This is a genomic window from Bifidobacterium sp. CP2 (assembly GCF_018555635.1).
Taxonomy (GTDB): domain Bacteria; phylum Actinomycetota; class Actinomycetes; order Actinomycetales; family Bifidobacteriaceae; genus Bifidobacterium; species Bifidobacterium saguinibicoloris.
In genome coordinates this window covers 148,130-174,806 of the sequence record NZ_JAFEJX010000002.1, presented here as the reverse complement: position 1 = coordinate 174,806, position 26,677 = coordinate 148,130, and the positions used below count along the sequence as shown (strand labels likewise).

The window sequence follows — 26,677 nt, the reverse complement described above, 5'->3', positions numbered from 1 at the left end:
GTGAGTTCGGACCGCAGCCTGCGGAGGTCAGAACTCGCGACGTGAATGGTCGCCAGACCATTCACCAGACAACACAGCTGCGGTCGCAAGAACCGTGAGTTCGGACCGCAGCCTGCGGAGGTCAGAACTCGCGGTTCTTGCGGTAGAACTCGATGAGGCTCTGAGTGGAGGCGTCCTGCTTGGCGAGCGCCTCGTCATCCTGGGAGATGGCCGGGGTGATCTGCTTCGCCAGCTGCTTACCGAGCTCGACGCCCCACTGATCGTAGGAGTCGAGGCCCCACACGGTGCCCTCGACGAAGGTGATGTGCTCGTACAGGGCGATGAGCTCGCCGAGCGCGAACGGGGTCAGCGCGACGCCGAAGATGGAGGTGGTCGGGCGGTTGCCGGTGAACACGCGGGCCGGGACGATCTCCTCCGGGGTGCCCTCGGCGCGGACCTCGTCGGCGGTCTTGCCGAACGCGAGCGCCTTGGTCTGTGCGAAGTAGTTGCCGAGGAACAGCTCGTGCACGTCCTGGTCGCCATCCTTGGTCGGGTTCGGGGTGTTCACGAACGCGATGAAGTCGGCCGGGATGAGCTGGGTGCCCTGGTGGATCAGCTGGTAGAAGGCGTGCTGGCCGTTGGTGCCCGGCTCGCCCCAGAAGATCTCGCCGGTCTCGGTGGTGACCGGGGTGCCGTCCCAACGCACGGACTTGCCGTTGGACTCCATGGTCAGCTGCTGCAGGTAGGCCGGGAAACGGTGCAGGTACTGGTCGTACGGCAGCACGGCGTGGGAGGCGGCCTTGAAGAAGTTGCGGTACCAGACGTTCAGCATGCCGAGCAGCACCACGACGTTCTTCTCGAACGGGGTGTTGGCGAAGTACTCGTCGATCTCGTGGAAGCCGTGCAGGAACTCCTCGAAGCGGGCCGGGCCGAAGACGACGGCCAGGGAGGTGCCGACGGCGGAGTCGACGGAGTAACGGCCGCCGACCCAGTTCCAGAAGCCGAACGCGTTGGCCGGGTCGATGCCGAACTCGGCGACCTTCTCCAGGTTGGTGGAGACGGCCACGAAGTGCTTCTTGATGGCCTCGGCCTTCTGCTCCTCGTCGCCGGAGGTGATGGCGCCGTTGGCCTCGAGCTCCTCGAGCAGCCAGGTGCGGGCCTCGCGGGCGTTGGTCAGGGTCTCCAGGGTGGTGAAGGTCTTGGAGACGATGATGAACAGGGTGGTCTCCGGATCGAGGCCCTTGGTCTTCTCGGCCAGGTCGTTCGGGTCGATGTTGGAGATGTAGCGGGCGGAGATGCCGGCGTCGGCGTACGGCTTGAGCGCCTCGTACGCCATGACGGGACCCAGGTCGGAGCCGCCGATGCCGATGTTGACGACGGTCTCGATCTTGCGGCCGGTGATGCCGGTCCACTTGCCGGAGCGGACCTCGTCGGCGAACTTGTAGATGCGGTCGAGGACCTCACGCACGTCCTTGACGGTGTCCTGGCCGTCGACGATGTACTTGCCCTCGTCCTCCACCGGGCGGCGCAGCGCGGTGTGCAGCACGGCGCGGTCCTCGGTGTTGTTGATGTGCACGCCGTGGTACATGGCCTTGATGCGCTCGTCGAGCTTGACTTCCTTGGCGAGGTGCACGAACAGCTGGAGGGTCTCCGGCTTGATGAGGTTCTTGGACAGGTCGAAGTGCAGGTCGCCGGCGTCGAAGCTCAGCTCCTTGACACGGTCGCTGTCCTCGGCGAACCACTGCTTGAGGCTGATGCCCTCGGACTGCAGCTCGTCGTAGTGCTTCTGCAGCGCGACCCACGCGGGGGTCTTGGTGGCGTCAATGGGAGGATTGATGGCCATGGATTCCATTCCTTTCATCATCGATGGAAACGGCGCATGTTCCCGGCCGGGGCCCGTCGCGTGCGCCACTCCGTATCACCCAACAAGATACTCACAAAAGGGGACACAACAAAACAAAAAGAACACGCGGCTACGGGACGGCAACGTAACGGCGTCGCGCCGGCGACGGCACGGTGAACACGGCCATCGGGCATCGGAAGACACGGGCGTGGCGCATGCGACACGCACCGCATCCGCACACGCGACACGCATGCCGCACGCCACACATCGCATGCGACACACACCGCACATCGCACGCGCGACACGGCGACGACACCACGGGTTGCGTTTGACGACACCTGCCCCTATACTCTTTCTCTTGTGCATGGGTAGCGTATGCTTCCCAAGCGCAAAGCCACTTTAGCTCAGTCGGTAGAGCGGCTCACTCGTAATGAGCAGGTCGTCAGTTCGATTCTGACAAGTGGCTCCACCACCCCGGACGGCAACGTCCGGGGTTTTGTTTTCCGGGACGATGCGGCCGGTTCTCGCAGCCGGCTGGTAGATTGTCCCCTGTTCGCGCGAGTGGCGTAATGGTAGCCGCGCAGGATTTAGGTTCCTGTGTCTTCGGACGTGTGGGTTCGAGTCCCATCTCGCGCACTTCCGCTCCGGAACGGCAGCTCCGGGGAACACCCTCCGTCCCATCCGGATCCGCACCGGACGGGACGGGCAGGGCGGTGAGGCCCCGCGGAAACCCCACGGCATCAGAGACACCAAAGAAGAGAAGAAGAGCCCACAAGCGGAAGAGGGATTCCATGACCGCGCTGCTCAAACCGATCGCGTTCCTGCTCATCATCGCCGCCGCATACCTGGTCAAACGCGCCGGACTGTTCCGCCCGCGCGACTATCGCGTCATGCAGGTCGTCGTCTTCGACTTCACGCTGCCGGCCTCGATCATCGTCTCGTTCGCCACGAACCCGCATCACCTGAGCATGCTGCTCATCTCGCTGGTCGCGATCGTGTTCGGCCTGCTGCCGCTGTTGCTCGTCTACGCGGCCACGCGCCACAGGCCCGTGGCGGACCGCGCGTTCCTCATGCTCAACTGCTCCGGGTTCAACATCGGCAACTTCTGCTTCCCGGTGATCCAGGCGTTCATGGGCCCCTCCGCGCTCGTCACCGCCGCGATGTTCGACATCGGCAATTCGGTGGTCGTCACGGCCGGGTCGAACGTGATGACCACGTCGCTGCTGCACATCGACATGAACAGGACGCTCGCCGAACAGCACGCCGGCTCCGCGCCGACGATGCCGTACACGAGGCCGACCGACCGGGACGCCCGCCGGCTCGCCCGCCGCGCGAAGGTCAGGCAGGTGCTCAAGGGCTTCCTCACGTCCGTCCCGTTCGACATCTACCTGCTGATGATCGTCGTGATGGTGTTCTCCATCCGAATTCCCTCGTTCATCCCCACGCTGCTGCAGCCGCTGGCCGACGCGAACTCGTTCTGCTCGGTGTTCATGGTGGGCATGCTCATGGACCTGCCGAAGACCCGCAAAGATGTTACGGACGTGCTTGAGGTGCTTGGTTGGAGGCTGCCGCTCGGCTTCCTGTTCGCGGCGTTCTGCTGGTTCGTGCTGCCGTTCGACGCGGGCGTCAGGAAGGCGGCGGTCATGCTGTCGCTCGCGCCGTCCGCCGTGTTCTCCACGCTGTTCACCGACCGCGTGCTCGGCAACGCGAAGCTCGCCGGGTTCACGCTGTCGGTGACGGCGATCATCGCGATTGCGCTGATGACCGCCGTCAACATGCTGATTCCGGCGTGATTCCGGCGTAGGGCCTCGTAGGCCAGGGCGGTGCCGGCCGGCTCAGTGCAGCAGCGCCTCGATGGCCGGCACCAGCGCCTTCAGCGCCTTGCCGCGATGGGAGATCGCGTTCTTCTCCGCAGGGGTCATTTCGGCGCTCGTCAGCGGCTCGCCCTCATGGTCCGGGTCGTCGCTGGTGCGGCCGGGCTGGTCGTCCGGTACGAAGATCGGATCGTAGCCGAAGCCGTGTTCACCGCGTTCCTTCCGGATGATGCGGCCGGGCATCTCCCCCACCTCGACCGTTTCGGAGACGATGACGTGGTGCGCGGCGACCGCCGAACCTTCGCCCGCGGCCAGCGCCGTGCCCGTGGTGGCGTCCACGTCGTCGCCGGGCACGACGAGCGCGGCGGCGCAGCGGAAGCGCGCGGTGCGCTTGTCGTCCGGGATGTCCTCGATCTGGGCGAGCAGCAGCGCGTTGTTGGCTTTGTCATGTCCGTGCGCGCCGGCCCAGCGGGCGGATAGGATGCCCGGGGCGGCGCCCATCACGTCCACGATGAGGCCGGAGTCGTCGGCGATGGCCGGCAGCCCGGTGCGCCGGGCCACATCGCGCGCCTTCAGGAGCGCGTTCTCCTGGAAGGTGACGCCGGTCTCGACCGGGTCGGGCAGGTGCAGCGAGCCGGCGGAGACGAGCTCCACCCGCGCGGCGTCGGCGCCGAGGTCCTGTTCGAGGATGCGGCGGATCTCGACGAGCTTGCCTTCGTTATGCGTGGCGACCACGAGTTTCATAGGTGTTCCTTTCATCAGGCGCCTACGGAATGACGGAAACTGTCTCAGTCGAGGGCGAGCGCGGCGCGCTGGGCGGCCTGCAGCTCCTTGTTGCCCTTTTCGGCGAGGTCGAGCAGCGTGCCCAGTTCGGCACGGTTGAACGGACGGTGTTCGGCGGTGCCCTGGATCTCGATGAACGTGCCGGAGCCGGTCATCGCGACGTTCATGTCGGTCATGGCCTGGCTGTCCTCCACGTACGGCAGGTCGAGCATCGGCGTGCCGCTGATGACGCCGACGGACACGGCGGACACGTAGTCCTTGATGACCTTGTCGGCGGACTTGATGTGGTGGTTGCGTTCAGCCCAGCGGACCGCGTCGACGAGCGCGACGAACGCGCCGGTCACGGACGCGGTGCGCGTGCCGCCGTCGGCCTGGAGCACGTCGCAGTCGAGCTGGATCTGGTTCTCGCCGAGGGCCTTCATGTCGATGACGCCCCTGAGGCACCGTCCGATGAGTCGGCTGATCTCGTGCGTGCGGCCGCCGATCTTGCCCTTGACGGATTCGCGGTCGGTGCGCTCCTTGGTGGCGCGCGGCAGCATCGCGTATTCGGCGGTGACCCAACCCAGTCCGGAGTCCTTGCGCCAGCGGGGCACGGTGGGCGTGAACGTGGCGGTGCACATCACGCGCGTGTTGCCGCATTCGATGAGCACGGAACCTTCCGGGGCGTCCGTGAAGTGACGGGTGATGCGGACCGGGCGCAGCTCGTCCACCTTGCGTCCGTCCTGACGCGTGATGGAACGATCGCCGAGCATATCTGTGATTTCAACCATACGGCCCAGCTTACGCCCTTCCACAGCTCTTGCCCCGCTCACACCTCTCCGGCCCTCAGCCGACGAGCGGTTTGGCCGGCAGGATTCTGTCGATGAGGAACGTCACGAGCCCGATGCCGAGGAACGCGAGCGCCAGCTGGAAGCAGTTGATGCCGAACTGGATCAGGCCGAGCGCCTTGAGGTCGATGAACGCGTACGGGTACGGGTTGCCGCCGGCCGCCGGCCCCGCCGTGGGCCACAGGGCCGCGCGGATGACCACGAACGCCAGGTAGACCGGGAAGTACGCGAGCCACGAGAACATGTAGTGCCAGGGGAACCGGCGGTGCGGATCGAACAGGAGGAAGTCGGCGACGGCGAGGATCGGCGCCACCCGGTGCAGCCACGTGTTCGTCATGAGGCCCAGCACGGCGGGCACGTAGGCGGGATCGTCGGGCGGCATCATGACGAACGCCACGGCGGCGGTGATGACGGCGTACACCGTCACGCATCCTTTGAGCCAGGCCGGCGGCTGGATGCCCTTGAGGATGGTGGCCGCGCCGGACCACAGCATGACGAAGCCGAGCGCGAACCCCGCCTGGAACGTGAAGTAGGTCCAGTATTCGGGCTTGGACCACGCCTCGTACGTGCCCATGAAGCACATGGCGGCGATGACAAGCCGGAACAATCCCACGATGAATCTCATGGCTCCCCAGTGTACGCAGTTCCCGGTTTCCGCGCCCGGAATATCGGGAACCGGAACCGCACGGAACCACACATCCGCGTCAATCGGAATCGGCGTCGTTCCGGGCTTCGCGTTGTTCATATGCACGGGCTTCCGGTTCCCGGTTTTCGCATCCCGGAAATCGTGAACCGGAGTAGGCTGGTACCCAGCGAAAATCACGGGCGGCAAACCCTGCTAAGGAGCGAACATGGACTATTCACCGGCATTGATGACCGACATGTACGAATACACGATGCTCGACGCGTGCCTCAAGGACGGTACCGCGGACCGCAAGTGCGTCTTCGAGGTGTTCACCCGGCATCTGCCGCTGGGACGCCGCTACGGCGTGGTGGCCGGCACCGGCCGCATCCTCGACGCGCTCGAGCGCTTCCACCTCGACGACGAGGACCTGAGGTTCCTCGCGGACCGGCACGTGGTGAGCCCGGAGACCATCAAGTGGCTGGAGAACTTCCACTTCTCCGGCACCGTCAAGGGCTACCGCGAGGGCGAGATGTTCTTCCCGAACTCCCCCATCCTCGAAATCGAAGGCACGTTCGGCGAGTGCACGCTGCTCGAGACGCTCGTGCTGTCCGTGCTCAACTATGATTCCGCCGTCGCCTCCGCCGCCTCCCGCATGGTCTCCGCCGCAAAGGACCGCCCGTGCATGGACATGGGCGGACGCCGCACGAACGAATGGGCCGCGGTGGCCGCCGCGCGCGCCGCCGTGGTGGGCGGCTTCCAGGGCACCGCGAACCTGCTCGCCGCGCAGATGTACGGGCTCAAGGCCATCGGCACGGCCGCGCACTGCTTCACGCTCGTGCATGACAGCGAGCGTCAGGCGTTCGAATCGCAGATCGCCGCGCTGGGGAGGAACACCACGCTGCTGGTGGACACGTACAACATCGAGGAGGCCGTGAAGACCGCGGTCGAGGTGGCCGGACCGGATCTCGGCGGCGTGCGCATCGACTCGGGCGACCTTGCGCTCATGGCGCAGCGTGTGCGCAACCAGCTCGACGCGCTGGGCGCCACGAACACACGCATCACCGTGACGAACGACCTCGACGAGTACGCGCTGGCCGCGCTGCAGACCGCGCCGGTCGATTCGTACGGCGTGGGCACGATGCTCGTCACCGGTTCCGGCGCCCCCACCTGCGCGATGGTGTACAAGCTCACCGAGCGCGAGGGCGCGGACGGCGTGATGACGCCGGTCATGAAGAAGTCGAAGGACAAGGCCACCGTGCCGGGCCGCAAGGTCGCCTACCGCTCGTACGAGTACAACCTGGCCGACGTGGAGCACGTCATCTCCGGTTCGGAGGACAAGCTGGCCGCCTTCCAGCCCGAGGAGGGATGGAAGGACCTCATGGTCACGTACGTGGACCACGGCGACATCGATGCCCAATGGCAGGGTCACGAGGCCATCCAGCGCGCCCACGACTACCGTGCGAAGGCGCTCGCCGAGCTGCCCATCGCCGCGCAGAGCCTCATGCGCGGCGACCCTGTGATTCCGACCGAGGTCACCGTCCTGTAGTCCTCGCTGCAGCCTCGCCGCAGCCCCGCTGTAGGCCCGCTGTAGCCCCGCTGCAGCCGGCCTCACGACGATCGAAGGCCCGTCCGCATGCTCATGCGGACGGGCCTTCGCGCTACGACAGACCTTCTGCGCTACATCACCTTGGTGCTTTCGAGGTTGCGGATGATCCAGTCGTTGAGGCGGATCACCGGCCGCCGCAGCACCAGTCCGAGCACCAGCGAGGGGATGAGGAACAGCGCGAGCTTGCCCATCGCCACCCAATACTCCATGCCGTAGGCGCCGGCCATGGCGGAATGCATGGCGTCCACCGCGTACGGGAACAGCAGCCAGTGCGAGACCGCCTGGAAGAAGGGCGGCAGCGTCTCCACGGGGAACGTGCCGCCGGAGCCGGCCACCTGCATGACGAGCAGCACCACGGCGATCGCCTTGCCGATGTCGCCGAACGAGACGGTGAGCGTGTACACGATGTTCGAGAACACGATCGCCGCCAGCCATCCGACCATGAGGAACTGCACCGGATGCTCGCACTGCACGCCGAGATACAGCAGGTCGCCGAGGCAGACGAGCGTGCCCTGCATGAGGGCGAGCACGCCGAACAGCAGGTAGCGTCCGAAATACTCCTGGTGCAGGTGCAGGCCGAACCGTCTCGCGTTGCCGGGTGATTCGGAATGCGGTTTGCGCAGCACGTCGAGCATCGCGCCCGGCCCCGCGGCCCGTCCGATGACCACCGCGTCGTGCAGGTCCACGTCCTCGCCGAGCGGCAGCTCGTTGCCGAGTCCCAGAATCTTCGCCTTCTCATGGTCGGAGATCGTGACCTTGAGCATCGCGACGAGGATGATGGCGCCCACCCAGATCGCGAGGATCGTGTAGAACGGCGCCATCGCGGAGCCGTAGTTCGCGATCGGGTAGATGGCTTCACGGTCCACGGTCACGGGGACGGAGAGGACGGCCGCGATCGCATCCGGATCGGCGGACGCGATCGCGGACAGGTCCACGCCGCCGCCGGATCCGACGCCGCTCAACGCGCCCGCGAACGTCACGTTGAGGTCGTCGAGTTTCACCGCCGACTTGTCGAGCGTCCCGGCGGCCTTGTCCAACGCGTCGCGCACGTCCGACAGCCCGGATGAGATGCCGCCGGACAGGCCGCGTACACTCGCCGTCGTGGAGGTGAGGCCGTCGACCACGCCGCCCGCCTGGGCGACCATGTCCTCCATCGAGGCGGTGAGTGTGTCGATCTGCGGTTTCAGCGTGGACCGGTAGGTGTCGGCGGCTTGGGTGACGGCCTTGCGGGCGTCGGCGATCTGCGATTCGAGGTCGCGCCGCGTCTTGTCCATGTCGGCGGTGCCGTCGGTCACCTGCTTGGCGGCGTCGCCGAGCGTGGAGGCCGCGTCGGACAGTTTGCGCTGCGTGTCCTGCGCCTGGTCGGCGGCCGCGTTCAGCGCGTCCTTCACCGCGGGGAGGGTGGCCGCGTCGGCCAGCGAGCGCAGCGCCTTGGCGTAGTCGCCGTACGCGCCGGCCTGCTTGTCGACGTTCGACTGCAGCGTGGTGAGCGCGCCGGCCACCTGCCCGGATTGCGTGCCCACGTCGCCGAACGCCTGGTCGATCTGCTTGTCGATGCCGTCGTAGGCGTCGCCCGCCTTCCTGAGCGCGTCGCCGACGCCTCCGGTCGCGCCGGACAGCGCCGCGTCGAGGCTTTTCACGCCTTTCGAACCCTGCTTGAGGGCCTTCTTCGCGCTGGTGGCGCCCGATCCGGCGGATCCGAGCAGCTGGTCGGTGGAGTCGATGATGCCGTCGGCCGCGCCGAGCAGCGCCGCGTAGGAGGTTGCCTGCGCGCCGGCGCCTTTGAGACGCGTGGACAGGGTCGAAATGTGCTGCGTGGCGTTCGTCACGTATTGCTGCATCTGGGGGCTGTCCGCGTAATCGGCGATGTTCGAGGCGAGTCCCAGCGCCACCTGTCCGAGCGTCTTGACGAACGTCTGGTCGATGGTCGTGGCGACCGTGCTCGCGCCTTGGTCGGTGATGTGCGGCGCGATCGGGTTGATTTTCTCGTTGAGGTAGTAGTCGAGTTTCGCGTGGCGGATCTTCGGCGAGAACAGGGTCATCATGTCGGCGCTGAACGTGGAGGGGATGACGAGCGCCGCGTAGTACGTGCCGGAGTGCACGCCGTCGATGGCCTTGTCCTTGTCGACGAACTGCCAGTCGAGCTGGTGGTTGGCCCTGAGGGCGCTCGTCACCGTCTCGCCCACGTTGATGCGTACCGGCATGAGGTCCGACTTGTACCCTTTGTCCGTGTTCGCGACGGCGACCTTGAGCGATTTCGTGTTGCCGTACGGATCCCAGCTGGCGGCGATGTTGTACCACGCGTACAGCGCGGGCACGATGACGAGTCCCATCGCCACGATGATCGCGATCACGTTGCGCGTGGACTGCTGCACGTCGCGCGCGAAGATTCGCCAGATGTTCCTCATCGCGCGTCTCCTTCCGTCATGTCCGTCGTCATGTCCGTCGCGTGGGCCGCGGCATGCCCGCCGGCCGCGTGCGCGGCCGCATGCCGGCGCCGCCAGATGTAGCCGTTGAGCATCACGTCGCGGAACTGGTCGGCGTTCAGCGCGCTCACGCCCAGTTCGCGCGCATAGTTCTCGCGCGTGTATTCGACGATGATGAGGAACGCGTCGATGATGATGATCGACGCGATCCACGCGGACAGCATCATGATCTTGGCCTTCGTGAAGAACAGGAGCGTGAGGAACAGGAACGGCAGCACGGTGAGCAGCACCAGGCCGGAGACGATCATCTTCGGGTAGCGGTCGAAGAACCGGTGGGCACGGCGTTTGACGAACTCGCGCAGTTCGGCGGAGTTCGCGGCGACGCGGAACGTGGAGGTGAGCCGCACCCGCTCGTTGATCATCGTGTCGTGTTCGGTGATCATCAGGTCGGTGTCGCCGAGGCGGCGGTCGAACAGCGCGTTGAGGTTCATCGCGTAGCGGCGCACCACGAGTCCGACGAACAGCGCGACCGGCAGGTAGCAGAGCAGGTGGCCCAGGTCCAGCCAGTAGTGGTTCGCGTACGTGCCGGCGATGGGTCCGCGCATCGCGTTGATGCCGTAGGTGAACGGCAGCCATGGGTGCAGCGCGCGGAAGAAGTCCGGCATGAGCTCGATCGGGTACAGGCCGGACGCGCCCGGAATCTGCACGATGACGAGGATCACGGCCACAGCCTTGCCGATGTGCCGGAACGCGACGGCCAGCGCGTAGATGATGTTCACGTAGACGAACGAGCAGATGATGCCGGCGAGCAGGAACAGCAGCGGATGCTCGCGTTGGATGCCGAGCACGAGGTCGCCCACGCAGGCGATGACCGCCTGCAGCAGGCCGATGGTGACGAGCAGCGCCCACCGTCCCAGATACGCCTGCGTGGCGGTCAGATGGCGCAGCTCGCCGCGCTTCTCACGGTCCACTTCGAGCTTGTAGATGGCGATGAGCACGAAGCCGCCTACCCATAGGGCGAGGTTCGTGTAGAACGGCGTGACCGCGGAGCCGTAGTTGTCGGTCGGGTAGACGGCGCGCGTGTCCAGTGTGACGGGCGAGCCCATGAACCTGCCGAACTCCTTGTCGTCCAGGTGGAGCCGGTCGCGGATGTCGCGGTAGGTGGCGGAGCTGTCGAGCGCGGCCACGTCGGTGCGCACGCCGGTCACGTCGTCGATGAGCCGGTCGAGCTCGTCCCGCGTGTCCTTCACGGTGCGTTTGGTCTGTCCGATCGTGTCGGACAGCTGTCCGAGCAGTCCGTCGGTCTGGCTGACGGTGTCGGCGAGGGTGGTGAGCGTGCCGGACATCGTGCCGTTCAACGCGCCGAACGAGTCGAGCGAGGCGGTGAGGTTCGGCATGACGGTGCCGGTGAGCGTGCCGCGCGCCACGTTGAGCCCGCTGATGCCGCCGTCGACGGCCGTGCCGGTGGCGTCGGACAGGTTCGTGGCCGCATCCTTGCCGGCGCCGATGAACGTGGTCGTGTTCTTGTGGAAGTCGTCGACCTGCCGCTGCTGCTTCGCGACGGCGTCGGACAGGGCGTTCACCTGCTTCCAGATGCGTTGGCCCGCCGGGTCGGTCGTGTCCTCGCCGATGCCGGCGCGGTTCAATGCGGTCTTGAGGTCGTCGACGGCTGCGGCGGTCTGTCCGAGCGGCGTGGAGATCGCGGTGTGGACGCGGTCGGCAGCGTCCTGGGCGTTGTTGAGTGTGCCGGTCAGGGTGCCGGCCGCCGCGTTCACCTTCACGCCGATGCCGGAGAGTCCCGCCGAGCCTTGGTCGAGGGCGCCGACCATCGTCGTGGACAGCTGCTGCGAGGAGGTCTGCGCCTGCGAGAGCAGCGTGCCGGAGCGTTTCGAGGTGCGTTGCGCGGCGGCGATCGTCTTCCGGAGCGCGGCGAGCGTCTTCCGCGCGTCCGCGATCGTGCCGTCGGAGCCGTCGAGCGTGTCCTGCATGTCGCCGAGCGCCGCGTCCACGTCGCGGATGTCGCCGATGACGGTGTCGAGGTCGTCGACGACGTCGCGCTGCGTCGTGTCCGTCGCGTCGCTCAGGTCCTTTCCCGCCTTGGACACGGCCTTCGCGACGGTGTCGCCCACGGTGGTGACGAACGTCTGGTTGATCTGCTGGTCGATGGTGGTCGCGCCCGTGTCGGTGATCTTCGGGGCGATGGCGTTCTTCTTCTCGTTGACGTAGTACGTGATCTTCGGACGACGTTTGGGGTTGGTGACCGCGTCCACGAGGCTCGCGCTGAAGTCCTTCGGCAGGACGATGGCCGCGTAGCAGTCCCCGGACTGCATGGCGTTGAGCGCGGACGTCTCGTCCATGAACCGCCAGCCGAGCTGGTGGTTGCGCCTGAGCTGCGCGACGACCTGCCGGCCGGCGTTCAGCCTGCCGACGAGCGGCGAGCTGGTGCCGCGGTCGTTGTTCACGACGGCCACCTGGATGTTGCCGGTGGCCGAATACGGGTCCCAGTTCGCGAGGATGTTGAACCACGCGTACAGGGACGGGATGATCGCCACGCCGAGCGTGACGACGACGGCGACCGGATTGCGCAGGATGCGTGTCAGGTCGCGGGTGAACACCCGCCATATCGTTCGCATCGCCCTGTTTCCTCCCATCGGTTGCGCGGGCGTGCGGTCCGACGGTGCGGCGCGTCCGTGGCCCCGATCCACGTGCGCGTCCCCATGCGCGCGGGTTGGGGGCTTGAAAAACCGCACCTCCGTCCTTCGGCCCGAAATCGTCCGGGTGAAGGTCGTGGTGCGGTCTGTGTGGTGTTGTGTTGGTCTTGTCGGTCTGTGGCCGTGCCCTGCGGCGGCGCGGTCCGGCCCTCAGCGTGCGCGGAAGGCCGGACCGGCGGGGCTCAGCGTCCGGTGATCTCGGAGCCGAGCACCTTCTCGCTCAGCGCCTTCGGCCCGCGGGTGACGGCCACGGAGCCGGAGCGCACGAGCTCGATGACGCCGTAGTGCTCGAGGAGCCCCAGCAGCGCGTCGATCTTGCCTTCGGCGCCGGTGGCCTCGATGGTGAGCGACTCCGGGTTCACGTCGACGACGCGCACGCGGAACAGGCGCACGATCTCGAGCACGTCGGAGCGGGTGGACTGGTCGGCGGCCACCTTGATGAGCACGAGCTCGCGCTCCACGGTGGTGTTCGGGTCGAGTTCGACGATCTTGAGCACGTGCAGCAGCTTGTTGAGCTGCTTGATGATCTGCTCGAGCGGCACGGCCTCCACGTCGGCGGTGACCGTCACGCGGGAGATGTCCGGACGTTCGGTGGGCGAGACGCTCAGCGAGTTGATGTTGAACGCGCGACGGGCGAACAGGCCGGCGATGCGGGCCAGCACGCCCGGACGGTTCTCGACCAGCACGGACAGCGTGTGGCGTTCGGAGCCGGGCTTGGATGCGGGGTAGTTCGCGGGCATGTCAGTTCTCCTTCCCGTCCGTGGCGGCGTCCGCGGCGGCCGCGGCGTTCACCGCCGCGTCGCCTTCGGTGTCGTCCAACAAGGGCTTCACGCCGGGCTTGTAGGTCACCTCGTCGTTGGAGGCGCCGGCGGCGACCATCGGCCACACCATGGCGTCCTTCCAGACGCGGAAGTCGATGAGCACCGGACGGTCGTCGATGGCGTTGGCCTGCTTGATGGCCTCGATGGCCTCCTCCTCGGTGAACGCACGCAACGCCACGCAACCGTAGGCTTCGGCGAGCTTGACGAAGTCGGGCACCTCGAGCGGCAGTTCGCCGGCCGCGGCCTGCGCGTCGCCCTCGGCGCCGTGCGCCTCGCCGTCGAGCAGGTTGGTCTGCGAATAGTGGTGGTCGTAGAACAGGGTCTGCCACTGGCGGACCATGCCGTACACGGAGTTGTTGAGCAGCGCGATCTTGACGGGCGTGTGCGCGAAGAACGCGGCGGCCAGCTCTTCGCTGGTCATCTGGAACGAACCGTCGCCGTCGATGAGCCACACGGGCTTCTTCCCGTCGAATTCGCGGGCGGAGCCCACGGACGCGCCGATGGCGGCCGGCAGGCCGTAGCCCATGGTGCCGAGGCCGCCGGAGGAGATCCAGGACTTCGGACGTTCGAAGTCGATGAACTGGCTGGCCCACATCTGGTGCTGGCCCACGCCGGTCACCCAGATCGTGGAGGGATCGGCGTGTTCGGAAAGCTGGCGGATCACCCACTGCGGGGCGAGGGAGCCGTCGGTCGGCTCGTCCCAGGTCATCGGGTACTGGCGGCGCCAGTAGTTGAGGCGGTCCCACCACGGCTTGCGGTTCGGCCTGGGGGTGATGGCCTGCGTGCGCTCGATCTCGGGGATGAGGTCGTCGAGCACGGTGGCCACGTCGCCCACAATCGGGACGTCCGGCGTACGGTTCTTGCCGATCTCGGCCGGGTCGATGTCGATGTGGATGACGCGCGCGCCGGGGGCGAACGCGTCGAGTTTGCCGGTGACACGGTCGTCGAAGCGGGCGCCGATGGCGACGAGCAGGTCGCAGCGCTGCACGGCGCCGGTGGCGGCCACCGTACCGTGCATGCCGAGCATGCCGAGGTTGTGCGGGTCGGAGTCGGGCACGATGCCGCGCGCGGGCAGCGTGGTGACGACGGGCGCGTCGGTGAGTTCGGCCAGTCGCTTGACCTGCTCGCCGGCGTTGGAGCGCATGGCGCCGCCGCCCACGTACAGCACGGGGCGGTACGACTGGTTGAACAGCTTCGCCGCGTCGGACAGCACGCGTCCGTGGGCCTTCGTGGTGGGGTTGTAGCCGGGCAGGATCATGCGCTGCGGCCACGAGTAGTACATGGTGCCGGTCTGGGCGGTCTTGGTGAGGTCCACCACCACGGGGCCGGGGCGGCCGGTGGCGGCCACGTGGAACGCCTCGGCGAGCACGCGCGGGATGTCCTGCGCGCGGGTGACGAGGTAGGAGTGCTTGGACACCGGGTAGGTGATGCCCACGATGTCCGCCTCCTGGAAGGCGTCGGTGCCGATGGCGTTGACGCCGACCTGTCCGGTGATGACGACCATCGGCACGGAATCCATGTTGGCGTCCGCGATGGCGGTGACGACGTTGGTGGCGCCCGGTCCGGACGTCACGATGCACACGCCCACCTTGCCGGTGGCGATGGCGTAGCCTTCGGCCGCGTGGCCGGCGGCCTGCTCGTGACGCATGAGCACGAACCGGAACTTCAGATCATCGGTGATCTGGTGATAGACGGGCAGGATGGCGCCGCCGGGGATGCCGAAGACGTCGGTGACGCCCAAGTCCTCCAGGGAACGGACCAGCGCCTGCGCGCCGGTCATCTTCTCGCCGTCGACGATGGTCTGCTTGTCGTTCACGGGTGCCTTGGGCACACCGCTGAAAGCCTGCAAGGGCGTGGGTAAAGCCATATTCCTCTCACACTTCACTTCTGCTGTTCTCTGCCGGTCGGCGGCCGATCCGACGGAATGCGGTTGGTTCCGCCGACGCCTTCCGGCTGCGGTTGCGTGTCCGGGGCGGTTTGTGGCCGCCTTCACGCGTGTCCTACCAGTCTATGCGCGTGGACGACGAAGCGTCCCCACGCGCCCGAAGCGTGGGAAACGCCACGTTTCCGCGCCATGGTCGATGCGGCCCGCCGCGTGCGACGTCCCCACGCCGCCGGCGTTCAGTCCTTGCCGCCGGCGGGCTTGCCGCCGTCCGCTTCGTCGAGCTTGTGCCATGCGGCTTCGGCGGCGGCGAGCTGCGCCTTGCGCTTGCTCGAGCCACGGCCGAGTCCCAGCACGGCATCGTCGTCGCCGAGGGTGACGCGCGCGGTGAACACCTGCGCGTATTCCGGCCCGGAGACGGCCATGTGGTAGACGGGGTCGCCCTTGCCCATGTGGTGCGATTTGACCTCGAGCGAGGTCTTCCAATCGAGCGCGGGGCCTTCGGTGGCCACTTCGGCGAGCGTGTCGTCGACGAGGCGATGGACCACGGTGCGTGCGCCGTCGATGCCATGTTCGACGAACGTGGCGCCGATGAGGGATTCGACGATGTCGCACAGGATGGAGCTCTTGTTGGCGCCGCCCTGCGCGGCCTCGCCGCGGCCGAGCAGGATGTACGGTTCGACGTGCAGCTTGGTGCGGGCGATGGCGCTCAGCGCCTCCTCGCTCACGGCCTTGGCGCGCATCTTGGCGAGCTGGCCTTCGGTCATGTCCGGGTGGATGCGGAACAGGGTCTCGGTGGCGACGAGTTCGAGCACCGCATCGCCGAGGAATTCGAGCCGTTCGTAGTGCTTGACGCCCGGATGCTCATGCGCGAAGGAGCGGTGGGTGAGCGCCTGGACGAGCAGTTCGGGGCTGATGGTGGTGCCGAGCCGTTCGAGCAGTTCGTTCGTGGCTTCGTTGGAGGGGCCGGCGGTGCGGGTGATGGGGGTGGTGTGTTCGGTGCTCATGCTTCCTGTTTCTATGCGAAAGCCCCGCCACCCGTCGATGGCAGGGCTTTCTTCATGCCGTTGTTACAGCTTCCGGTCGGCTCACTTGGTGTGGGCGGAGCGGATGGCTTCGCGGTAGACGCGGCCGCGGTAGGAACCGCAGCTCGGGCAGGCCACGTGCGCCAGGGTCGGAGCGCCGCAGTTCGGGCAGCTCACGGTGGCGACGGGGGTCGCCTTCCAGTTCGCGCGACGCGAGTGCGTGTTGGCGCGCGAGGTCTTGTACTTAGGCAGTGCCATTTCAGTATCCTCTGTTTCGTTCGAACGTTTGAGCTTAAGCGTTCAGTACTCTAGCGCAATGTCCGTACATTGTCACGCGGGTGTCGCCGGCGGCGTTCCGTCGGCGTCGGCGTCGCGTCCGTGGCGGAGCACCGTCCCCGTCGCCGCGTGGGGTGTCCGCTCAGGCCTGTTCCTCGGAATCCGCCGACCCGGCGTCCCCCGCCTGGGATTCGAGTTCGGCCTTGAGACCGGCGAGCATGGCGAACCGGTCGTCCACCACCTCGTGATGGTGGTCGGGATGCTCGTTGAGGTCCACGCCGCACTGCGGGCACAGGCCCTTGCAGTCCTCGCGGCACAGGGGCTGCAGCGGCAGCGCCTCGACGAGCGTGTCGCGCAGCAGGGCCTCGAGGTCGGCGAACGCGCCGCCGGAGAGCAGCGGGTACGTGTCCTCGGACTCCTCTTCGCCGGCCACGATGTCGACCTCGCCCTTGCCGTCGTCATGGCCACGTGCGTCGTCGGACTCGTAGGGGAAGAACGCGGTGACGTTCACGGTCCAGTCGCGTTTGATGGGGTTGAGGCACCGGGTGCATTCGGCGTGCACGGGCGCGCTGACGCGTGCGGTGAGGATCAGGCCGTCGACGATGGAGTCGAACGATCCGCTCACGTGGACGGGCGCGCCCTCCTCGACGCCGATCACGGCGTCGCCGATGCCGCTGGGCGCGGGATAGTCGGCGTCGATGAGCTTCGACTGGCCGGCGCGCGAGGCGACCTGCGCCACGGGCACGGCCCACTGGGAGTCTTCGGGACGGGGCATGTCACTGCCTTTCTTCTGGGATGTCGTTCCGGGTGCCTTCGGGGCGCCCGCTTGGTTCACTGCGCTTCAGGATAGTCGTCGTCGTTGAGGTGCGGCAGGTCGCGTGCGGCGGCCTTGCGGCGCTCGTACAGCACGTTGAGGCCGGCGTCCACGTCGCCGCCCATCTTGGTGAGCTGGGCGCGCAGTGTCTCCATCACCTTGGTGGAGTAGTCGTCGGCGCCTTGGGTGAGGTGGTCGGCCTTGGCCTGCGCGTCCTCGAGGATGCGCCGCGCCTTCTGTCGGGCCAGGGCGGTGACGTTCTCCTGTCCGGCGAGGAACTGCGCCTGCTCCTCGGCCTCCTTGATGCGGTCGGCGGCGCGGCTCTGCGCGGAGGCGACGATGGCGTTCGACTGCGTCTGCGCGCTTTCCAGCCGGCGTTCGGCCTCGCGCATGAGCGCGGAGGCGCGTTCGAGCTGGACGGGCAGCATGTGCTTGAGCTCGTCGAGGTCGCCGGCGAATTCGTCGCGGTACACGCGCACCGTGCCGGGGAAGAAGATGGAGCCTTTCGCCTCCTCGAGACGGGCTTCGAGCCGGTCGATGATGTCGTACACGGTGGTGAACTCGTCGCGGCTGGCGTCCGCGTCCGATTCGGCGTCGGCGTCGGCGCGCAGGTCCGGCAGCGGGAACGGCGACTTGAGGACGTTCGGCGTGCCGTCGTCGTCGCCTTCGGCGTGCGGGTCCTGCGACGTCGCGGCGTCCGGGAACAGCGGTTCCGGCGCCGCCTCGTGCGCGATGGGCGACAGCGGCATCGCGTACGCCTCCGTCTCCGGCTGGGACTGCGGCTCCCCGACGGCGTCCGACGGGACGGCCGGCGGCGCGGGCGGTTCGGCCGCGGCCTCCGGGGCCGCGTCGTGGTCCTGCGGCGCCGCGGCACCGCCCTCCGTCACGTCCACCGGTTCATTGTCCTCGTTCATGATGCGCTCCTTCCGCTGCGCGTTTCACGACGTTCCTTCTCCTGACGCAGCGCCTCGCCCAGCATCGGCACCACGCAGTCGGGCACCATGCCGGTCACGTCGCCGCCGTGGCGGGCCACGTCCTTGACGATGGAGCTGGAGATGTGCTCCAGCACCGGGTCCGCAGGCAGGAACATGGTCTCCACCTCGCCGATCTTGCGGTTGACGAGCGCCATGCCGAGCTCGGCCTCGTAGTCGCCGTTCTGACGCAGGCCCTTGACGATGACGGTGGCGCCCACCTTGCGGCAGTAGTCGGTGATGAGCCCGTCTGTGGAGGAGACGACGACGTTCTCATAGCCGTCCTTGGCGAGGGCGCGGCGGATCACGTCCACGCGGGTTTCGGTGGGGAACATCGGCGTCTTCGCGGCGTTCACCGCCACCACCACGTGCACCTCGTCGAAGAGGCGCGCGCTGCGTTCTATTACATCGAGATGTCCGGCGGTCACGGGGTCGTACGAGCCGGGGCACACTGCTTTGGTCATATCTCCATAGACTACCGCGTCATCGGCCTTCCGCGCCGGCCATACCCGCCCGTTGACGCGACGACACTATGATGGTGGGCAGCATACGCTTCAAGGAGGTTGCCATGAGCATGAGGGAATACCGTTGGTCCGATGATGCGGACACGTCGTCGCCGCTGTCCGATCCGGACGCGGCCACCGGCACCGCGGTGCTGGAACGCCCGGAGACGAAGGAGGAGACCAAGCGCTCCGACGACGGCGACGCGGACCGGTTCGCGCACTACGTGTCCCGCGACCGCATCGCCGAATCGCAGATGACCGGGCGCCCGGTGGTGGCGTTGTGCGGCAAGGTGTGGGTGCCAAAGCACGATCCGTCCAAGTACCCGGTGTGCCCGGACTGCAAGCGCATCTACGACGAGATGCGCGGCTGGTGACGCGCGGCGGTGCCCGGCCGCCCATATCGCCCATATGACATGACGCCGTGACGTCCGGTCCCCGCGGGCCGGACGTCACGGCGTCATGTCGTCTCCGCGCCCCTCCCCCGAAGGCCGCGGAACCGCGCTCAGCGCTGGGAGATCTCGTCGATCCTGGCGAGCTCCTCGGCGCTGAACGTGGTGTTCTTCAGGGCGCCGATGTTGTCGAGGATCTGCTGCGGCTTGGAGGCGCCGGCGAGCACGGAGGTGACGACGCCGTCGTGCAGCAGCCAGGCGAGGCTCATCTCGGCGAGCGTCTGGCCACGGGCGATGGCGATGTCGTTGAGCTCGCGGATCTGCTGGAGACGTTCCGGCGTGAGCGCGGAATCCTTGAGGAAGCGCGGGTCGAGGGCGATGCGGCTGTCGGCCGGCACGCCGTGGAGGTAGCGGTTGGTCAGGAGTCCCTGCGCGAGCGGCGAGAAGGTGATGATGCCCTTGCCGAGGCGCTTGGCGGTGTCCTTGAGCCCGTTGCGTTCGATGGTGCGGTCGAAGATGTTGTACTTGTTCTGGTTGATGATGAACGGCACGTGCAGTTCGTCGAGGATCGCGGCCGCCCGCTCCATGGTGGGGCCGTCGTAGTTGGACAGGCCCACGTACAGCGCCTTGCCGGAGTTCACGATCTGCGCGAGCGCGCCCATGGTCTCCTCGAGCGGGGTCTCCGGGTCCGGACGGTGGTGGTAGAAGATGTCCACGTAGTCGAGGCCGAGGCGTTCGAGGGACTGGTCGAGCGAGGCGATGAGGTACTTGCGCGAGCCGTGGTCACCGTACGGGCCGGGCCACATGTCGTAGCCGGCCTTGGTGGAGATGACGAGCTCGTCGCGGTGGCCCTTGAAGTACTTGCCGAGCAGCAGGCCGCAGTTGGCTTCGGCCTTGCCGTATTCGGGACCGTAGTTGTTGGCGAGGTCGAAGTGGGTGATGCCGTTGTCGAACGCGGTGAACACCAGCTGCTTCATGTGCTCGAACGGCGTGAGGTCGCCGAAGTTGTGCCAGAAGCCGAGCGAGACGGCCGGCAGCTTGAGGCCGGAGGCCCCGCAGCGGTTGTAGGTCATCGAATCATAGCGGGTGGCGGCGGGTGTGTATGCGGCGATGAAGTCGGGCATCGTTGGTCTCCTTCGTGACGTGACGGTCCATGTCTGTTTCCGACAACATCATCGCGGTCCAAGTAGACCTCGCGGCCGTGGCATGCCCTCCGGCGTGTCGGGAGGGGGCGGGCGGAGCGGACCCGGGCGCCCCTATCCGAGCAGGCCGAGCCCGCCGGCGACCGACATCGCGATGGCCAGATACAGCGCGATGAGACCGACCATCGCCATCCGGTTCCAGAGCAGGGGCCCCGGGGTGACGGCGCGGATCCACACCCGGTTCACCCGGTCGTAGACGCGGCGCGTCCTGAAGACCCCGTCCCGTCCCATCCGTCCGGTCGCCCGCACCGCATGTCCGAGCGTGAACGAGCCTCCGCGGATGGCGCCGCGCAGCAGCATGACGCATTCGCCGCCATCCGCGAGGCGGACGCGCACCAGGGTCTCCGGCACCGCCGAACCGCCCACCGACGAGGTGAACAGGCCGAGGCCCATCCCGTTCGCGGAACCGAACCGGAAGGCCGCCGGCGCGAGCACGCGCAGGGACCGCGGTATCAGCAGCAGAATGAACAGCGCGAGGCGCACCGGCAGCATCAGCAGCAGATGGCACACGTGCAGGGCGACGTCGACGGCGCCGAACGCGGCGGCGCCCTCGCGTCGTTCGGGAGGGGCGCACACCACGCCCTCGACCGTGCCGTCGTCCGGCCTTCCCTCCGCATCGGCGGGGACGGCCTGGGGACTGCGGACGGCAGACGGACGGGCCTCGGTCGGCCCCGGCCCGGGCGTCCCGGACGACGGGACCACCGTCTGAGGGGCGCCGCACCGGCGGCACGTCCCGTCGACGACCGTGCCGACGCCGCCGCAGCCGAACGGATAGGGGGCGCAATCGGCCTGCGCCGGGGCCGCGCCCGCCGGATCCCCGGCCGGGCGGAGACGTTCGGTGACATCGAATCCACTCATGGCGTCCCCTTCCTACGCGGCTTTCGCCACATGCCGTTCGTCCGACGGCGTCCGCACCGGCCGCGTCGGCCGCAACGGCGTGCGGACCAACGCGCTCTGGGCCGGGTCGGCGAGCGCCTGCGCGAGCTGGAGACGGATCAGCCGTTTGATGGCGTCCTCGCGTTCGTGCAGGACCTCGAACTGCCGGTCGCGTTCCCTGGTGAACCGTCCGCGCATGTCGTCCAGCGCCGTCATGTCCCTGACGAGACGCTCGGTTTCAGCCAGGCGCGCCGCCCGCCGTCGCTCCGCGCGGACGGCGGCCCGCTGGATGCCGCGCATGCGGTGGTATGTGCCGCTGAAGTAGGCGTGCGAGGTGGCGAACAGGTCGAGTCCCGCGAGCACGTACACGACGAGCATGAACAGGCCGAACGGCACGCTGGAGGCGTAGTTCGCCCTGACCCCTTCTATCTGCGCTTCGAAGATGCGCAGGAGGGCCATGGACGCGCCGAGCAGCCCCCAGAAGACCGCGAGACCGAGATGGACCGGGGACGGCGCGTCCCGGTTCCCGGGCCGACGGCGCGCCGCATGCCAGCCAACCGCCAGGGGGATGCCGATCGTGCCGGCGACGACGCTGCCCACGATGACGCAGGAGACCGGGCTCACCCCGAACGGCGTGGTGCCGGGCATGTTGAGCAGCGCGTCGAAGAGGGAGGCGCTCATGATGGGGTCCGCCAGTTCCGCGAGCAGGCCGCATGCCAGGAAGAGCAGCAGGGGCCAGGGACGTGCGCAGGGTTCGGTGGGGTTCCGCCTGTCGCGCGCCCCGGCGTCGTCCCCGTCGCCGGCCGCGGCGGCCGCGGCCGCCGTGACGTCGCTGGCGGGGTCCGCGGCGGCGACGGCGGTGTCGTGACGGTCGTCACCTGCCTTCTCCCATCCGCGCGCACGCCACCAGCCGAGGCGCGTGCGCCAGTCGACGCCGCCGTGCGCGCGTCGCAGGGCGAGACATTCCTCGTAGACGGCCGCGTATTGGGCCGACAGGTCGGCGGAGGCGTCCGCGGCGGCGTCGGCGGCGGACCGTGAGCGGGACAGCCGTCCGACGAGATCGCCTTCGCTCCGGTCGAGGATGCGCAGACCGTCGTGGTAGGCGCGTTCGGCGCGTTGGTAGACCGGCGCGGCGAGGTTCGCGACGTAGTCGTCCATGATGTCGCCGTGCGCCGAATCCAGCGCGTGCGCGTCGATAAGCCCCTGCAGCCGGCCCATGGCCTTCGTCTCGACGTCGTCGAGCGCGGCGTCCTCGACGAATGCGGGGAGCGTGGGGAGCGTGTCACGGTGCGGCATGGTCATGATGGTTCCTTCCTTGCGATGTCCGGATATGGGATATGGGCGTCAGCCGATCGTGCAGGAGACGTTCCCGGCACCGCTGATCGAGAGTTCGACGCGGCGGTCCGCTTCGGGATTGGACGGGGCGGACGGGTCGTCCGCGTTCGCCGGCTGGCTCGCCCCGACGCCGCGCACGATGGTGCGGGAGGCGTCGACGCCGTAGTCCCGGACCAGCAGGTCCGCGATGGCCTGGGCGCGCGCCTGGGACATGCTCTGGTATTGCTCCTCCGTATCGCCGGGACTGGCGTAGACGTGTCCGACGATGGTGGCCGTGGCGTCCGGCGCGTCCGTCAGGATGCGGGCGGGTTCGGCGAGTTCGTCCTTGGCCGCGGCCGTCGGCGTGGCCGAGTCCGGTTCGAACAGGAGCGCCGACGGCAGGGTGTAGTCCACCCGCTGCTCGTCGCAGGTCACCGTGGCGGAGGGCAGCGCGACCGGCGTGACCTGTTCCGTGGCGCCCTTGGCGTGGCCGCCGGAGAGCGGCGTCCGATCCATGGCGACGTCCGAGGGTTTGAACGCCTGCAGGGTCCGTGTCCACACCTGTTCGAGGAGGGTGCGGACCGCGGCCGTCGGCCGGTGCTGCCCGGACGGCGCGTCATCGGCGACGTAGCCGGTGCCGGTCATGCGCACGGCCACGCCGTCGAGGGAGAGCCCCGGATTGGCCTTGCCGACCGCCATGGCGACCTCGTCGGGGTCGCCGGTCGCAAGCCATTTCGTCATGTCCATCTGCCCCACCGAGTCCATGCCGTTGGAGTGGATCAGCAGCAGGCCGGGCCGGGTGCCGTCGGCACGCGCGCGGAGGAAATCGGCCGCCATCGCGACGGCTTCGAAGGTGTTCTGCTCGGCGGTCTTCGCGTGCATGGACGCCATGGCGTCGCCGAGTTCGAGCATGTTGGACTTCGCGCGCACGTTGTTGCCGGTCGGGTTGCCTTCGGACGGGTCGAATTCGACGAAATCCGGGTGGACCACCGCGGGCTCGCCGCCGGCGGACACGAGCATCACGGCGTCGGTTCCGGCGGAGAGCATGACGTCCTTCACCGTGCGCTCCTCCCCGTCCGTGAGCCGCGGCGCCGGATTCGTGATGGTGTCCGCGGCCACGATGGCCACCGCCGAATACCGTGATCCCTCATCGGCGTCGGCCGTGGTCGTGCCGCATCCCGCGAGCGGGACGAGCAGCGCGGCCGCGCACAGCATGGCGAGCGCGGTCCCGGCCGCATGCGGTCCGTACTGGTTGCTGGTGAACATGATGGTGCTCCTTTCCTTGGCCGGGACCCGCACATCCCGGCGTGCGTGTCCCGGCTGCGGGCCGTTGCCGCGGCCCGTTGCCCCATGAAGGCGCATCCGCCCGGCGTATACGGGAAAACCGGGGAGGCGGGTTCCCGCCCACTCCCGGGCGTGTCGCGCACGGCGCCGGCGGACGGGGCCGCGGCGTCACAGGGCCGCGGCGGCGGCCTCGGCCCCGCGGCGCATGGCCTCCTCCCGGGAGGATGCCTGTCCGTCCGGCCCGCCGGCGTCGTCGGACCCGTCGGACCCGTTGGGCCCATCGGCCGCATCCGTCCCGGGGACGCCTTCGTCCGCACCGGGCCGTTCGCCCGGCACCATGTCGGGCAGGACCGGGAACGGCTCCGGCTCCTCGAATCCGCAGGGGAAGTCAGGCAGGACCGGCGGCTCCCCCTCGCGCAGGCACCGGCGCAGCGTGCGGCGGACGAAATCGTCCATGCGGATCATGTAGTACGAGCGCACCACCACGGCACGGGTCAGGAACGCGCCCTGGTGGAACCAGAACGTGTCCCTGAGCGTGACGTACTCGCCTCTCAGGGCGGCGAAGCGCCGACGCGCGGCGGCCACCATCGACTCGCCGTCGCGCAACGCGCGTTCGCGTTCCCGCCGACGACGGCGTGCGACGTCGTCCGGCGATTCGTAACGTTCCGCCGCCGTCGCGGGCTCCCCGTCGCCGTCCGTCCGCGCGACGGCCTCGCGGGCCTGCTCCCGGGAGCGCAACAACGCGGGCAATCCCTCCTGCAGTCCGCGGTATTCCTCGATGAGCTCCAGGGCGCGGCAGCGCAGCACCTCCTGCAGGAGGAGCGTGTCCTGCCGTTCCATGGCGATCGCGCCCAGATACCCTTCGATGAGCACGTGGAGATATCCCTCGTCCGGAAGATGAGGGTCCGCACGGTAGCGTGCGGCCATCGTGCCGCGGTCGAACAGCGCGGCCCACCAGTCGCGCGACGGTCTGGGGCGTCCTCCCGCCCTGATGACGATGGCCCGCTGCACGGTGCGTGCCGCCTCCGGCATGAACGCGTGCTCCGCGGAGAGCTTCATCAACTGCATCTTGCGTATCGTTCCCATGATGTCCGCCCCTTTCGGCGTCGGATGTCGAAATCGTGTTCCTTGCGACGGCCCGTCCGGAACCGTCATCCTCCATAGGCCCATCCGTCGCGGAATCAGGGGGAAAACCGGGAAGGCCCGCGGCCGTCGATGACGGTCGTCGATGACGGGCCCACGCGACACGCCGGGAAAAAATCCTTTGCGAAACCGTCGGGATGCGCCTTCCATAACGCGTACGGGGCGACACGGCCCCATGACAACCGACAGGAGGACATCATGACCGACATCGAACACGACGAGCGCATCGACCGGACCGCAACCGAGTACGCCGCGACGGAACACGATATCCGACGCGACCTGTGCGCAAAGCGCATGTCGCTGAAGCTCGCACGGATGGCTGGGCTCTTCGCCGATCTGTTCGAGGACGCCGCCTCGCCGCTTCCCACCAACCGGGCGGAGGCCGAGGCCCTGGCGTCGTCCGCGCATGCCGCCGACTACGTCTGGTACGGCGACGTCACGGCGGCGCCGGACGACCAGGAGGCCATCGACACCTTGGGCGAGCGCGCCCTGACGGACGCCGTCGCGGGAGAGCTGCCGTCCACCGCCTGCGAGGCGTACTTCCGCGTCGATATGCCGCTGTCGATGGACTTCAGGCAGGTCGGCGCGCTGTCCGCGGGCCCGAAACTGCCGGCCGAACCCCACGTGGCGGTCACCTGGTCCATGGTCTCCCGCGACGACCTCGACCGCGTGCGCGTCCGGGTGCTCCTGTTCGGACGCGAGAACCACTGAGCATCGCGAGGAGACGACGATGGGAGCATGGCGGCACGGCGGCATCGAACACGCGGGCTTCGGACATGCCGGAGGCGAGACGCGCGGCGGCATGGGCGAGACCGGGTGGGGGCATACCACCGGCGAGACCGGATGGGGACGAACCACCGGCGAGACGGCGTGGAATCATGGCACGGCGGAGACCCACCGCAACCAGATCATCTCCGTCGACCCGAAGGAGACGCGGCTGCACGGCGCCGAGGAGCCCCGCATCTTCACCGAAGGCAGGGAGGGCTACCGCGAACCCGCCGAGACGCCGACCGGTCCGATGGAACGGTTCCGCGACCCGCACGCGCTGGTGGACGGCATCAACCCGCGGTTCGGGCTGGAATCCGCCTACGAGACGAACTGCGCCGACTGCGCCCGCGCGTTCGAGGCCGCATGGCGCGGCTACGGCGTGGAGGCGGCGGGGCGTCTGCTCGTTCCCGAAGCCACGTCCGATCCGGAGCATCCCGTCACGCTCGCATCGGGCGAACGGCTCGACGTCACCGAACAGTGGGCGCATGAGTCGTACGCGCCCACCGACGCACGCACCCTGTACCGCCGGCTCGACGAGGCCGGCCCCGGCGCGAGCGCCATCGTCTCCTCCCACTGGGCCGATGCCGAAGGGCATATCAGCGGCCACGCCTACAACGTGGTCAACCACGAGGGGCGCATCCTCGTGGCGGACGCCCAGACCCACGAGGTGTTCGTCTACTCCCCGGACGCGATCGCGCCCTGGCTGGAGGGCGAGGACGTCGTCGCCCAATACGCGATGGCCTGGGACGCGGCCGGCGGACGCATCGACACGACACGGACCATCATCGGCTGAAA

Annotated in this window: 23 protein-coding genes and 2 tRNA genes; 7 read left to right on the top strand and 18 right to left on the bottom strand. The window is 68.1% G+C overall.

Annotated elements, in window-relative coordinates:
- Positions 1 to 121: 121 nt before the first annotated feature.
- A complete protein-coding gene (pgi, locus tag JS531_RS02175) occupies positions 122 to 1,822 on the bottom strand; it encodes a glucose-6-phosphate isomerase (RefSeq protein WP_214311988.1) in 1,701 nt (566 codons plus the stop codon).
- A gap of 393 nt (positions 1,823 to 2,215) precedes the next feature.
- Between pgi and JS531_RS02170 the strand changes: the two genes are divergently transcribed.
- The 3 genes from JS531_RS02170 to JS531_RS02160 all read left to right on the top strand — a co-directional run bounded on the left by JS531_RS02170 (position 2,216) and on the right by JS531_RS02160 (position 3,615).
- Positions 2,216 to 2,291 (top strand) — tRNA-Thr (locus tag JS531_RS02170).
- Between the two features lie 86 nt (positions 2,292 to 2,377).
- Positions 2,378 to 2,458 (top strand) — tRNA-Leu (locus JS531_RS02165).
- Positions 2,459 to 2,613: 155 nt separating this feature from the next.
- Positions 2,614 to 3,615: an AEC family transporter gene (locus JS531_RS02160; RefSeq protein ID WP_214311986.1), complete on the top strand. Its 1,002-nt coding sequence runs from the start codon at positions 2,614 to 2,616 to the stop codon at positions 3,613 to 3,615.
- 42 nt (positions 3,616 to 3,657) lie between these two features.
- On the opposite strand, the gene JS531_RS02155 is transcribed toward JS531_RS02160, so the two are convergent.
- From JS531_RS02155 to JS531_RS02145, 3 genes are read right to left on the bottom strand one after another with little or no spacing between them, the layout of a single operon-like run.
- Positions 3,658 to 4,380 (bottom strand): non-canonical purine NTP pyrophosphatase, encoded by a 723-nt coding sequence (locus JS531_RS02155; RefSeq protein ID WP_214311984.1) that lies wholly within the window; start codon positions 4,378 to 4,380, stop codon positions 3,658 to 3,660.
- 44 nt (positions 4,381 to 4,424) lie between these two features.
- Complete coding sequence (rph, locus tag JS531_RS02150) at positions 4,425 to 5,189, bottom strand: ribonuclease PH (RefSeq protein ID WP_214311976.1); 765 nt, start codon at positions 5,187 to 5,189, stop codon at positions 4,425 to 4,427.
- A 55-nt stretch (positions 5,190 to 5,244) separates the two neighbouring features.
- Positions 5,245 to 5,871 (bottom strand): Pr6Pr family membrane protein, encoded by a 627-nt coding sequence (locus tag JS531_RS02145; RefSeq protein ID WP_214311974.1) that lies wholly within the window; start codon positions 5,869 to 5,871, stop codon positions 5,245 to 5,247.
- A 226-nt stretch (positions 5,872 to 6,097) separates the two neighbouring features.
- Between JS531_RS02145 and JS531_RS02140 the strand changes: the two genes are divergently transcribed.
- Positions 6,098 to 7,417, top strand: a complete 1,320-nt coding sequence (locus tag JS531_RS02140) for a nicotinate phosphoribosyltransferase (protein ID WP_214311972.1) — start codon at positions 6,098 to 6,100, stop codon at positions 7,415 to 7,417.
- 131 nt (positions 7,418 to 7,548) lie between these two features.
- Here the strand turns inward: JS531_RS02140 and JS531_RS02135 are convergent, their stop codons facing one another.
- From JS531_RS02135 to coaD, 9 genes are all read right to left on the bottom strand, one after another.
- Positions 7,549 to 9,885, bottom strand: coding sequence for a YhgE/Pip domain-containing protein (locus tag JS531_RS02135; RefSeq protein ID WP_214311969.1), 2,337 nt, complete (start codon positions 9,883 to 9,885; stop codon positions 7,549 to 7,551).
- Entirely contained in the window at positions 9,882 to 12,536 is a 2,655-nt protein-coding gene (locus JS531_RS02130) for a YhgE/Pip domain-containing protein (protein ID WP_214311967.1), read from the bottom strand. Before JS531_RS02130 ends, JS531_RS02135 begins: the two co-directional genes overlap by 4 nt.
- 260 nt (positions 12,537 to 12,796) lie before the next feature.
- Positions 12,797 to 13,354 (bottom strand): acetolactate synthase small subunit, encoded by a 558-nt coding sequence (gene ilvN, locus JS531_RS02125; RefSeq protein ID WP_214311965.1) that lies wholly within the window; start codon positions 13,352 to 13,354, stop codon positions 12,797 to 12,799.
- Position 13,355: 1 nt separating this feature from the next.
- Positions 13,356 to 15,302: an acetolactate synthase large subunit gene (locus tag JS531_RS02120; RefSeq protein ID WP_214311963.1), complete on the bottom strand. Its 1,947-nt coding sequence runs from the start codon at positions 15,300 to 15,302 to the stop codon at positions 13,356 to 13,358.
- A 254-nt stretch (positions 15,303 to 15,556) separates the two neighbouring features.
- Complete coding sequence (gene rnc / locus JS531_RS02115; protein WP_214311961.1) at positions 15,557 to 16,324, bottom strand: ribonuclease III; 768 nt, start codon at positions 16,322 to 16,324, stop codon at positions 15,557 to 15,559.
- 81 nt (positions 16,325 to 16,405) lie between these two features.
- Positions 16,406 to 16,600: a 50S ribosomal protein L32 gene (gene rpmF / locus JS531_RS02110; RefSeq protein ID WP_214311960.1), complete on the bottom strand. Its 195-nt coding sequence runs from the start codon at positions 16,598 to 16,600 to the stop codon at positions 16,406 to 16,408.
- Positions 16,601 to 16,760: 160 nt separating this feature from the next.
- Positions 16,761 to 17,393, bottom strand: coding sequence for a DUF177 domain-containing protein (locus JS531_RS02105; RefSeq protein WP_214311958.1), 633 nt, complete (start codon positions 17,391 to 17,393; stop codon positions 16,761 to 16,763).
- A gap of 56 nt (positions 17,394 to 17,449) precedes the next feature.
- On the bottom strand, positions 17,450 to 18,346 hold the full coding sequence (locus JS531_RS02100; RefSeq protein ID WP_214311956.1) for a cell division protein: 897 nt from the start codon (positions 18,344 to 18,346) through the stop codon (positions 17,450 to 17,452).
- Complete coding sequence (gene coaD / locus JS531_RS02095) at positions 18,343 to 18,867, bottom strand: pantetheine-phosphate adenylyltransferase (protein WP_214311954.1); 525 nt, start codon at positions 18,865 to 18,867, stop codon at positions 18,343 to 18,345. Before coaD ends, JS531_RS02100 begins: the two co-directional genes overlap by 4 nt.
- A 104-nt stretch (positions 18,868 to 18,971) precedes the next feature.
- Between coaD and JS531_RS02090 the strand changes: the two genes are divergently transcribed.
- Positions 18,972 to 19,280 carry a DUF3039 domain-containing protein gene (locus tag JS531_RS02090; RefSeq protein ID WP_214311945.1) on the top strand — a complete coding sequence of 103 codons (309 nt, stop codon included), beginning with the start codon at positions 18,972 to 18,974 and terminating at the stop codon, positions 19,278 to 19,280.
- 128 nt (positions 19,281 to 19,408) lie between these two features.
- On the opposite strand, the gene JS531_RS02085 is transcribed toward JS531_RS02090, so the two are convergent.
- From JS531_RS02085 to JS531_RS02065, 5 genes are all read right to left on the bottom strand, one after another.
- Positions 19,409 to 20,419, bottom strand: a complete 1,011-nt coding sequence (locus JS531_RS02085; protein WP_214311943.1) for an aldo/keto reductase — start codon at positions 20,417 to 20,419, stop codon at positions 19,409 to 19,411.
- 132 nt (positions 20,420 to 20,551) lie between these two features.
- Positions 20,552 to 21,355: a hypothetical protein gene (locus tag JS531_RS02080; protein WP_214311941.1), complete on the bottom strand. Its 804-nt coding sequence runs from the start codon at positions 21,353 to 21,355 to the stop codon at positions 20,552 to 20,554.
- A 12-nt stretch (positions 21,356 to 21,367) separates the two neighbouring features.
- On the bottom strand, positions 21,368 to 22,675 hold the full coding sequence (locus JS531_RS02075; RefSeq protein ID WP_214311939.1) for a hypothetical protein: 1,308 nt from the start codon (positions 22,673 to 22,675) through the stop codon (positions 21,368 to 21,370).
- 42 nt (positions 22,676 to 22,717) lie between these two features.
- Entirely contained in the window at positions 22,718 to 23,953 is a 1,236-nt protein-coding gene (locus JS531_RS02070) for an OmpA family protein (protein ID WP_214311937.1), read from the bottom strand.
- Positions 23,954 to 24,139: 186 nt separating this feature from the next.
- Positions 24,140 to 25,057, bottom strand: a complete 918-nt coding sequence (locus tag JS531_RS02065; protein WP_214311935.1) for a hypothetical protein — start codon at positions 25,055 to 25,057, stop codon at positions 24,140 to 24,142.
- A 255-nt stretch (positions 25,058 to 25,312) separates the two neighbouring features.
- On the opposite strand from JS531_RS02065, the gene JS531_RS02060 reads away from it, so the two are divergent.
- Entirely contained in the window at positions 25,313 to 25,825 is a 513-nt protein-coding gene (locus JS531_RS02060; protein WP_214311933.1) for a hypothetical protein, read from the top strand.
- A gap of 19 nt (positions 25,826 to 25,844) precedes the next feature.
- Positions 25,845 to 26,675 (top strand): toxin glutamine deamidase domain-containing protein, encoded by an 831-nt coding sequence (locus tag JS531_RS02055; protein WP_214311931.1) that lies wholly within the window; start codon positions 25,845 to 25,847, stop codon positions 26,673 to 26,675.
- The last annotated feature ends 2 nt before the right edge of the window (positions 26,676 to 26,677 follow it).

Bases quoted from the DNA above. Each gene is read 5' to 3' on its own strand.
- pgi (WP_214311988.1), bottom strand. From the start codon at position 1,822: ATGGCCATCAATCCTCCCATTGACGCCACCAAGACCCCCGCGTGGGTC.
- JS531_RS02160 (WP_214311986.1), top strand. From the start codon at position 2,614: ATGACCGCGCTGCTCAAACCGATCGCGTTCCTGCTCATCATCGCCGCC.
- JS531_RS02155 (WP_214311984.1), bottom strand. From the start codon at position 4,380: ATGAAACTCGTGGTCGCCACGCATAACGAAGGCAAGCTCGTCGAGATC.
- rph (WP_214311976.1), bottom strand. From the start codon at position 5,189: ATGGTTGAAATCACAGATATGCTCGGCGATCGTTCCATCACGCGTCAG.
- JS531_RS02145 (WP_214311974.1), bottom strand. From the start codon at position 5,871: ATGAGATTCATCGTGGGATTGTTCCGGCTTGTCATCGCCGCCATGTGC.
- JS531_RS02140 (WP_214311972.1), top strand. From the start codon at position 6,098: ATGGACTATTCACCGGCATTGATGACCGACATGTACGAATACACGATG.
- JS531_RS02135 (WP_214311969.1), bottom strand. From the start codon at position 9,885: ATGAGGAACATCTGGCGAATCTTCGCGCGCGACGTGCAGCAGTCCACG.
- JS531_RS02130 (WP_214311967.1), bottom strand. From the start codon at position 12,536: ATGCGAACGATATGGCGGGTGTTCACCCGCGACCTGACACGCATCCTG.
- ilvN (WP_214311965.1), bottom strand. From the start codon at position 13,354: ATGCCCGCGAACTACCCCGCATCCAAGCCCGGCTCCGAACGCCACACG.
- JS531_RS02120 (WP_214311963.1), bottom strand. From the start codon at position 15,302: ATGGCTTTACCCACGCCCTTGCAGGCTTTCAGCGGTGTGCCCAAGGCA.
- rnc (WP_214311961.1), bottom strand. From the start codon at position 16,324: ATGAGCACCGAACACACCACCCCCATCACCCGCACCGCCGGCCCCTCC.
- rpmF (WP_214311960.1), bottom strand. From the start codon at position 16,600: ATGGCACTGCCTAAGTACAAGACCTCGCGCGCCAACACGCACTCGCGT.
- JS531_RS02105 (WP_214311958.1), bottom strand. From the start codon at position 17,393: ATGCCCCGTCCCGAAGACTCCCAGTGGGCCGTGCCCGTGGCGCAGGTC.
- JS531_RS02100 (WP_214311956.1), bottom strand. From the start codon at position 18,346: ATGAACGAGGACAATGAACCGGTGGACGTGACGGAGGGCGGTGCCGCG.
- coaD (WP_214311954.1), bottom strand. From the start codon at position 18,867: ATGACCAAAGCAGTGTGCCCCGGCTCGTACGACCCCGTGACCGCCGGA.
- JS531_RS02090 (WP_214311945.1), top strand. From the start codon at position 18,972: ATGAGCATGAGGGAATACCGTTGGTCCGATGATGCGGACACGTCGTCG.
- JS531_RS02085 (WP_214311943.1), bottom strand. From the start codon at position 20,419: ATGCCCGACTTCATCGCCGCATACACACCCGCCGCCACCCGCTATGAT.
- JS531_RS02080 (WP_214311941.1), bottom strand. From the start codon at position 21,355: ATGAGTGGATTCGATGTCACCGAACGTCTCCGCCCGGCCGGGGATCCG.
- JS531_RS02075 (WP_214311939.1), bottom strand. From the start codon at position 22,675: ATGACCATGCCGCACCGTGACACGCTCCCCACGCTCCCCGCATTCGTC.
- JS531_RS02070 (WP_214311937.1), bottom strand. From the start codon at position 23,953: ATGTTCACCAGCAACCAGTACGGACCGCATGCGGCCGGGACCGCGCTC.
- JS531_RS02065 (WP_214311935.1), bottom strand. From the start codon at position 25,057: ATGGGAACGATACGCAAGATGCAGTTGATGAAGCTCTCCGCGGAGCAC.
- JS531_RS02060 (WP_214311933.1), top strand. From the start codon at position 25,313: ATGACCGACATCGAACACGACGAGCGCATCGACCGGACCGCAACCGAG.
- JS531_RS02055 (WP_214311931.1), top strand. From the start codon at position 25,845: ATGGGAGCATGGCGGCACGGCGGCATCGAACACGCGGGCTTCGGACAT.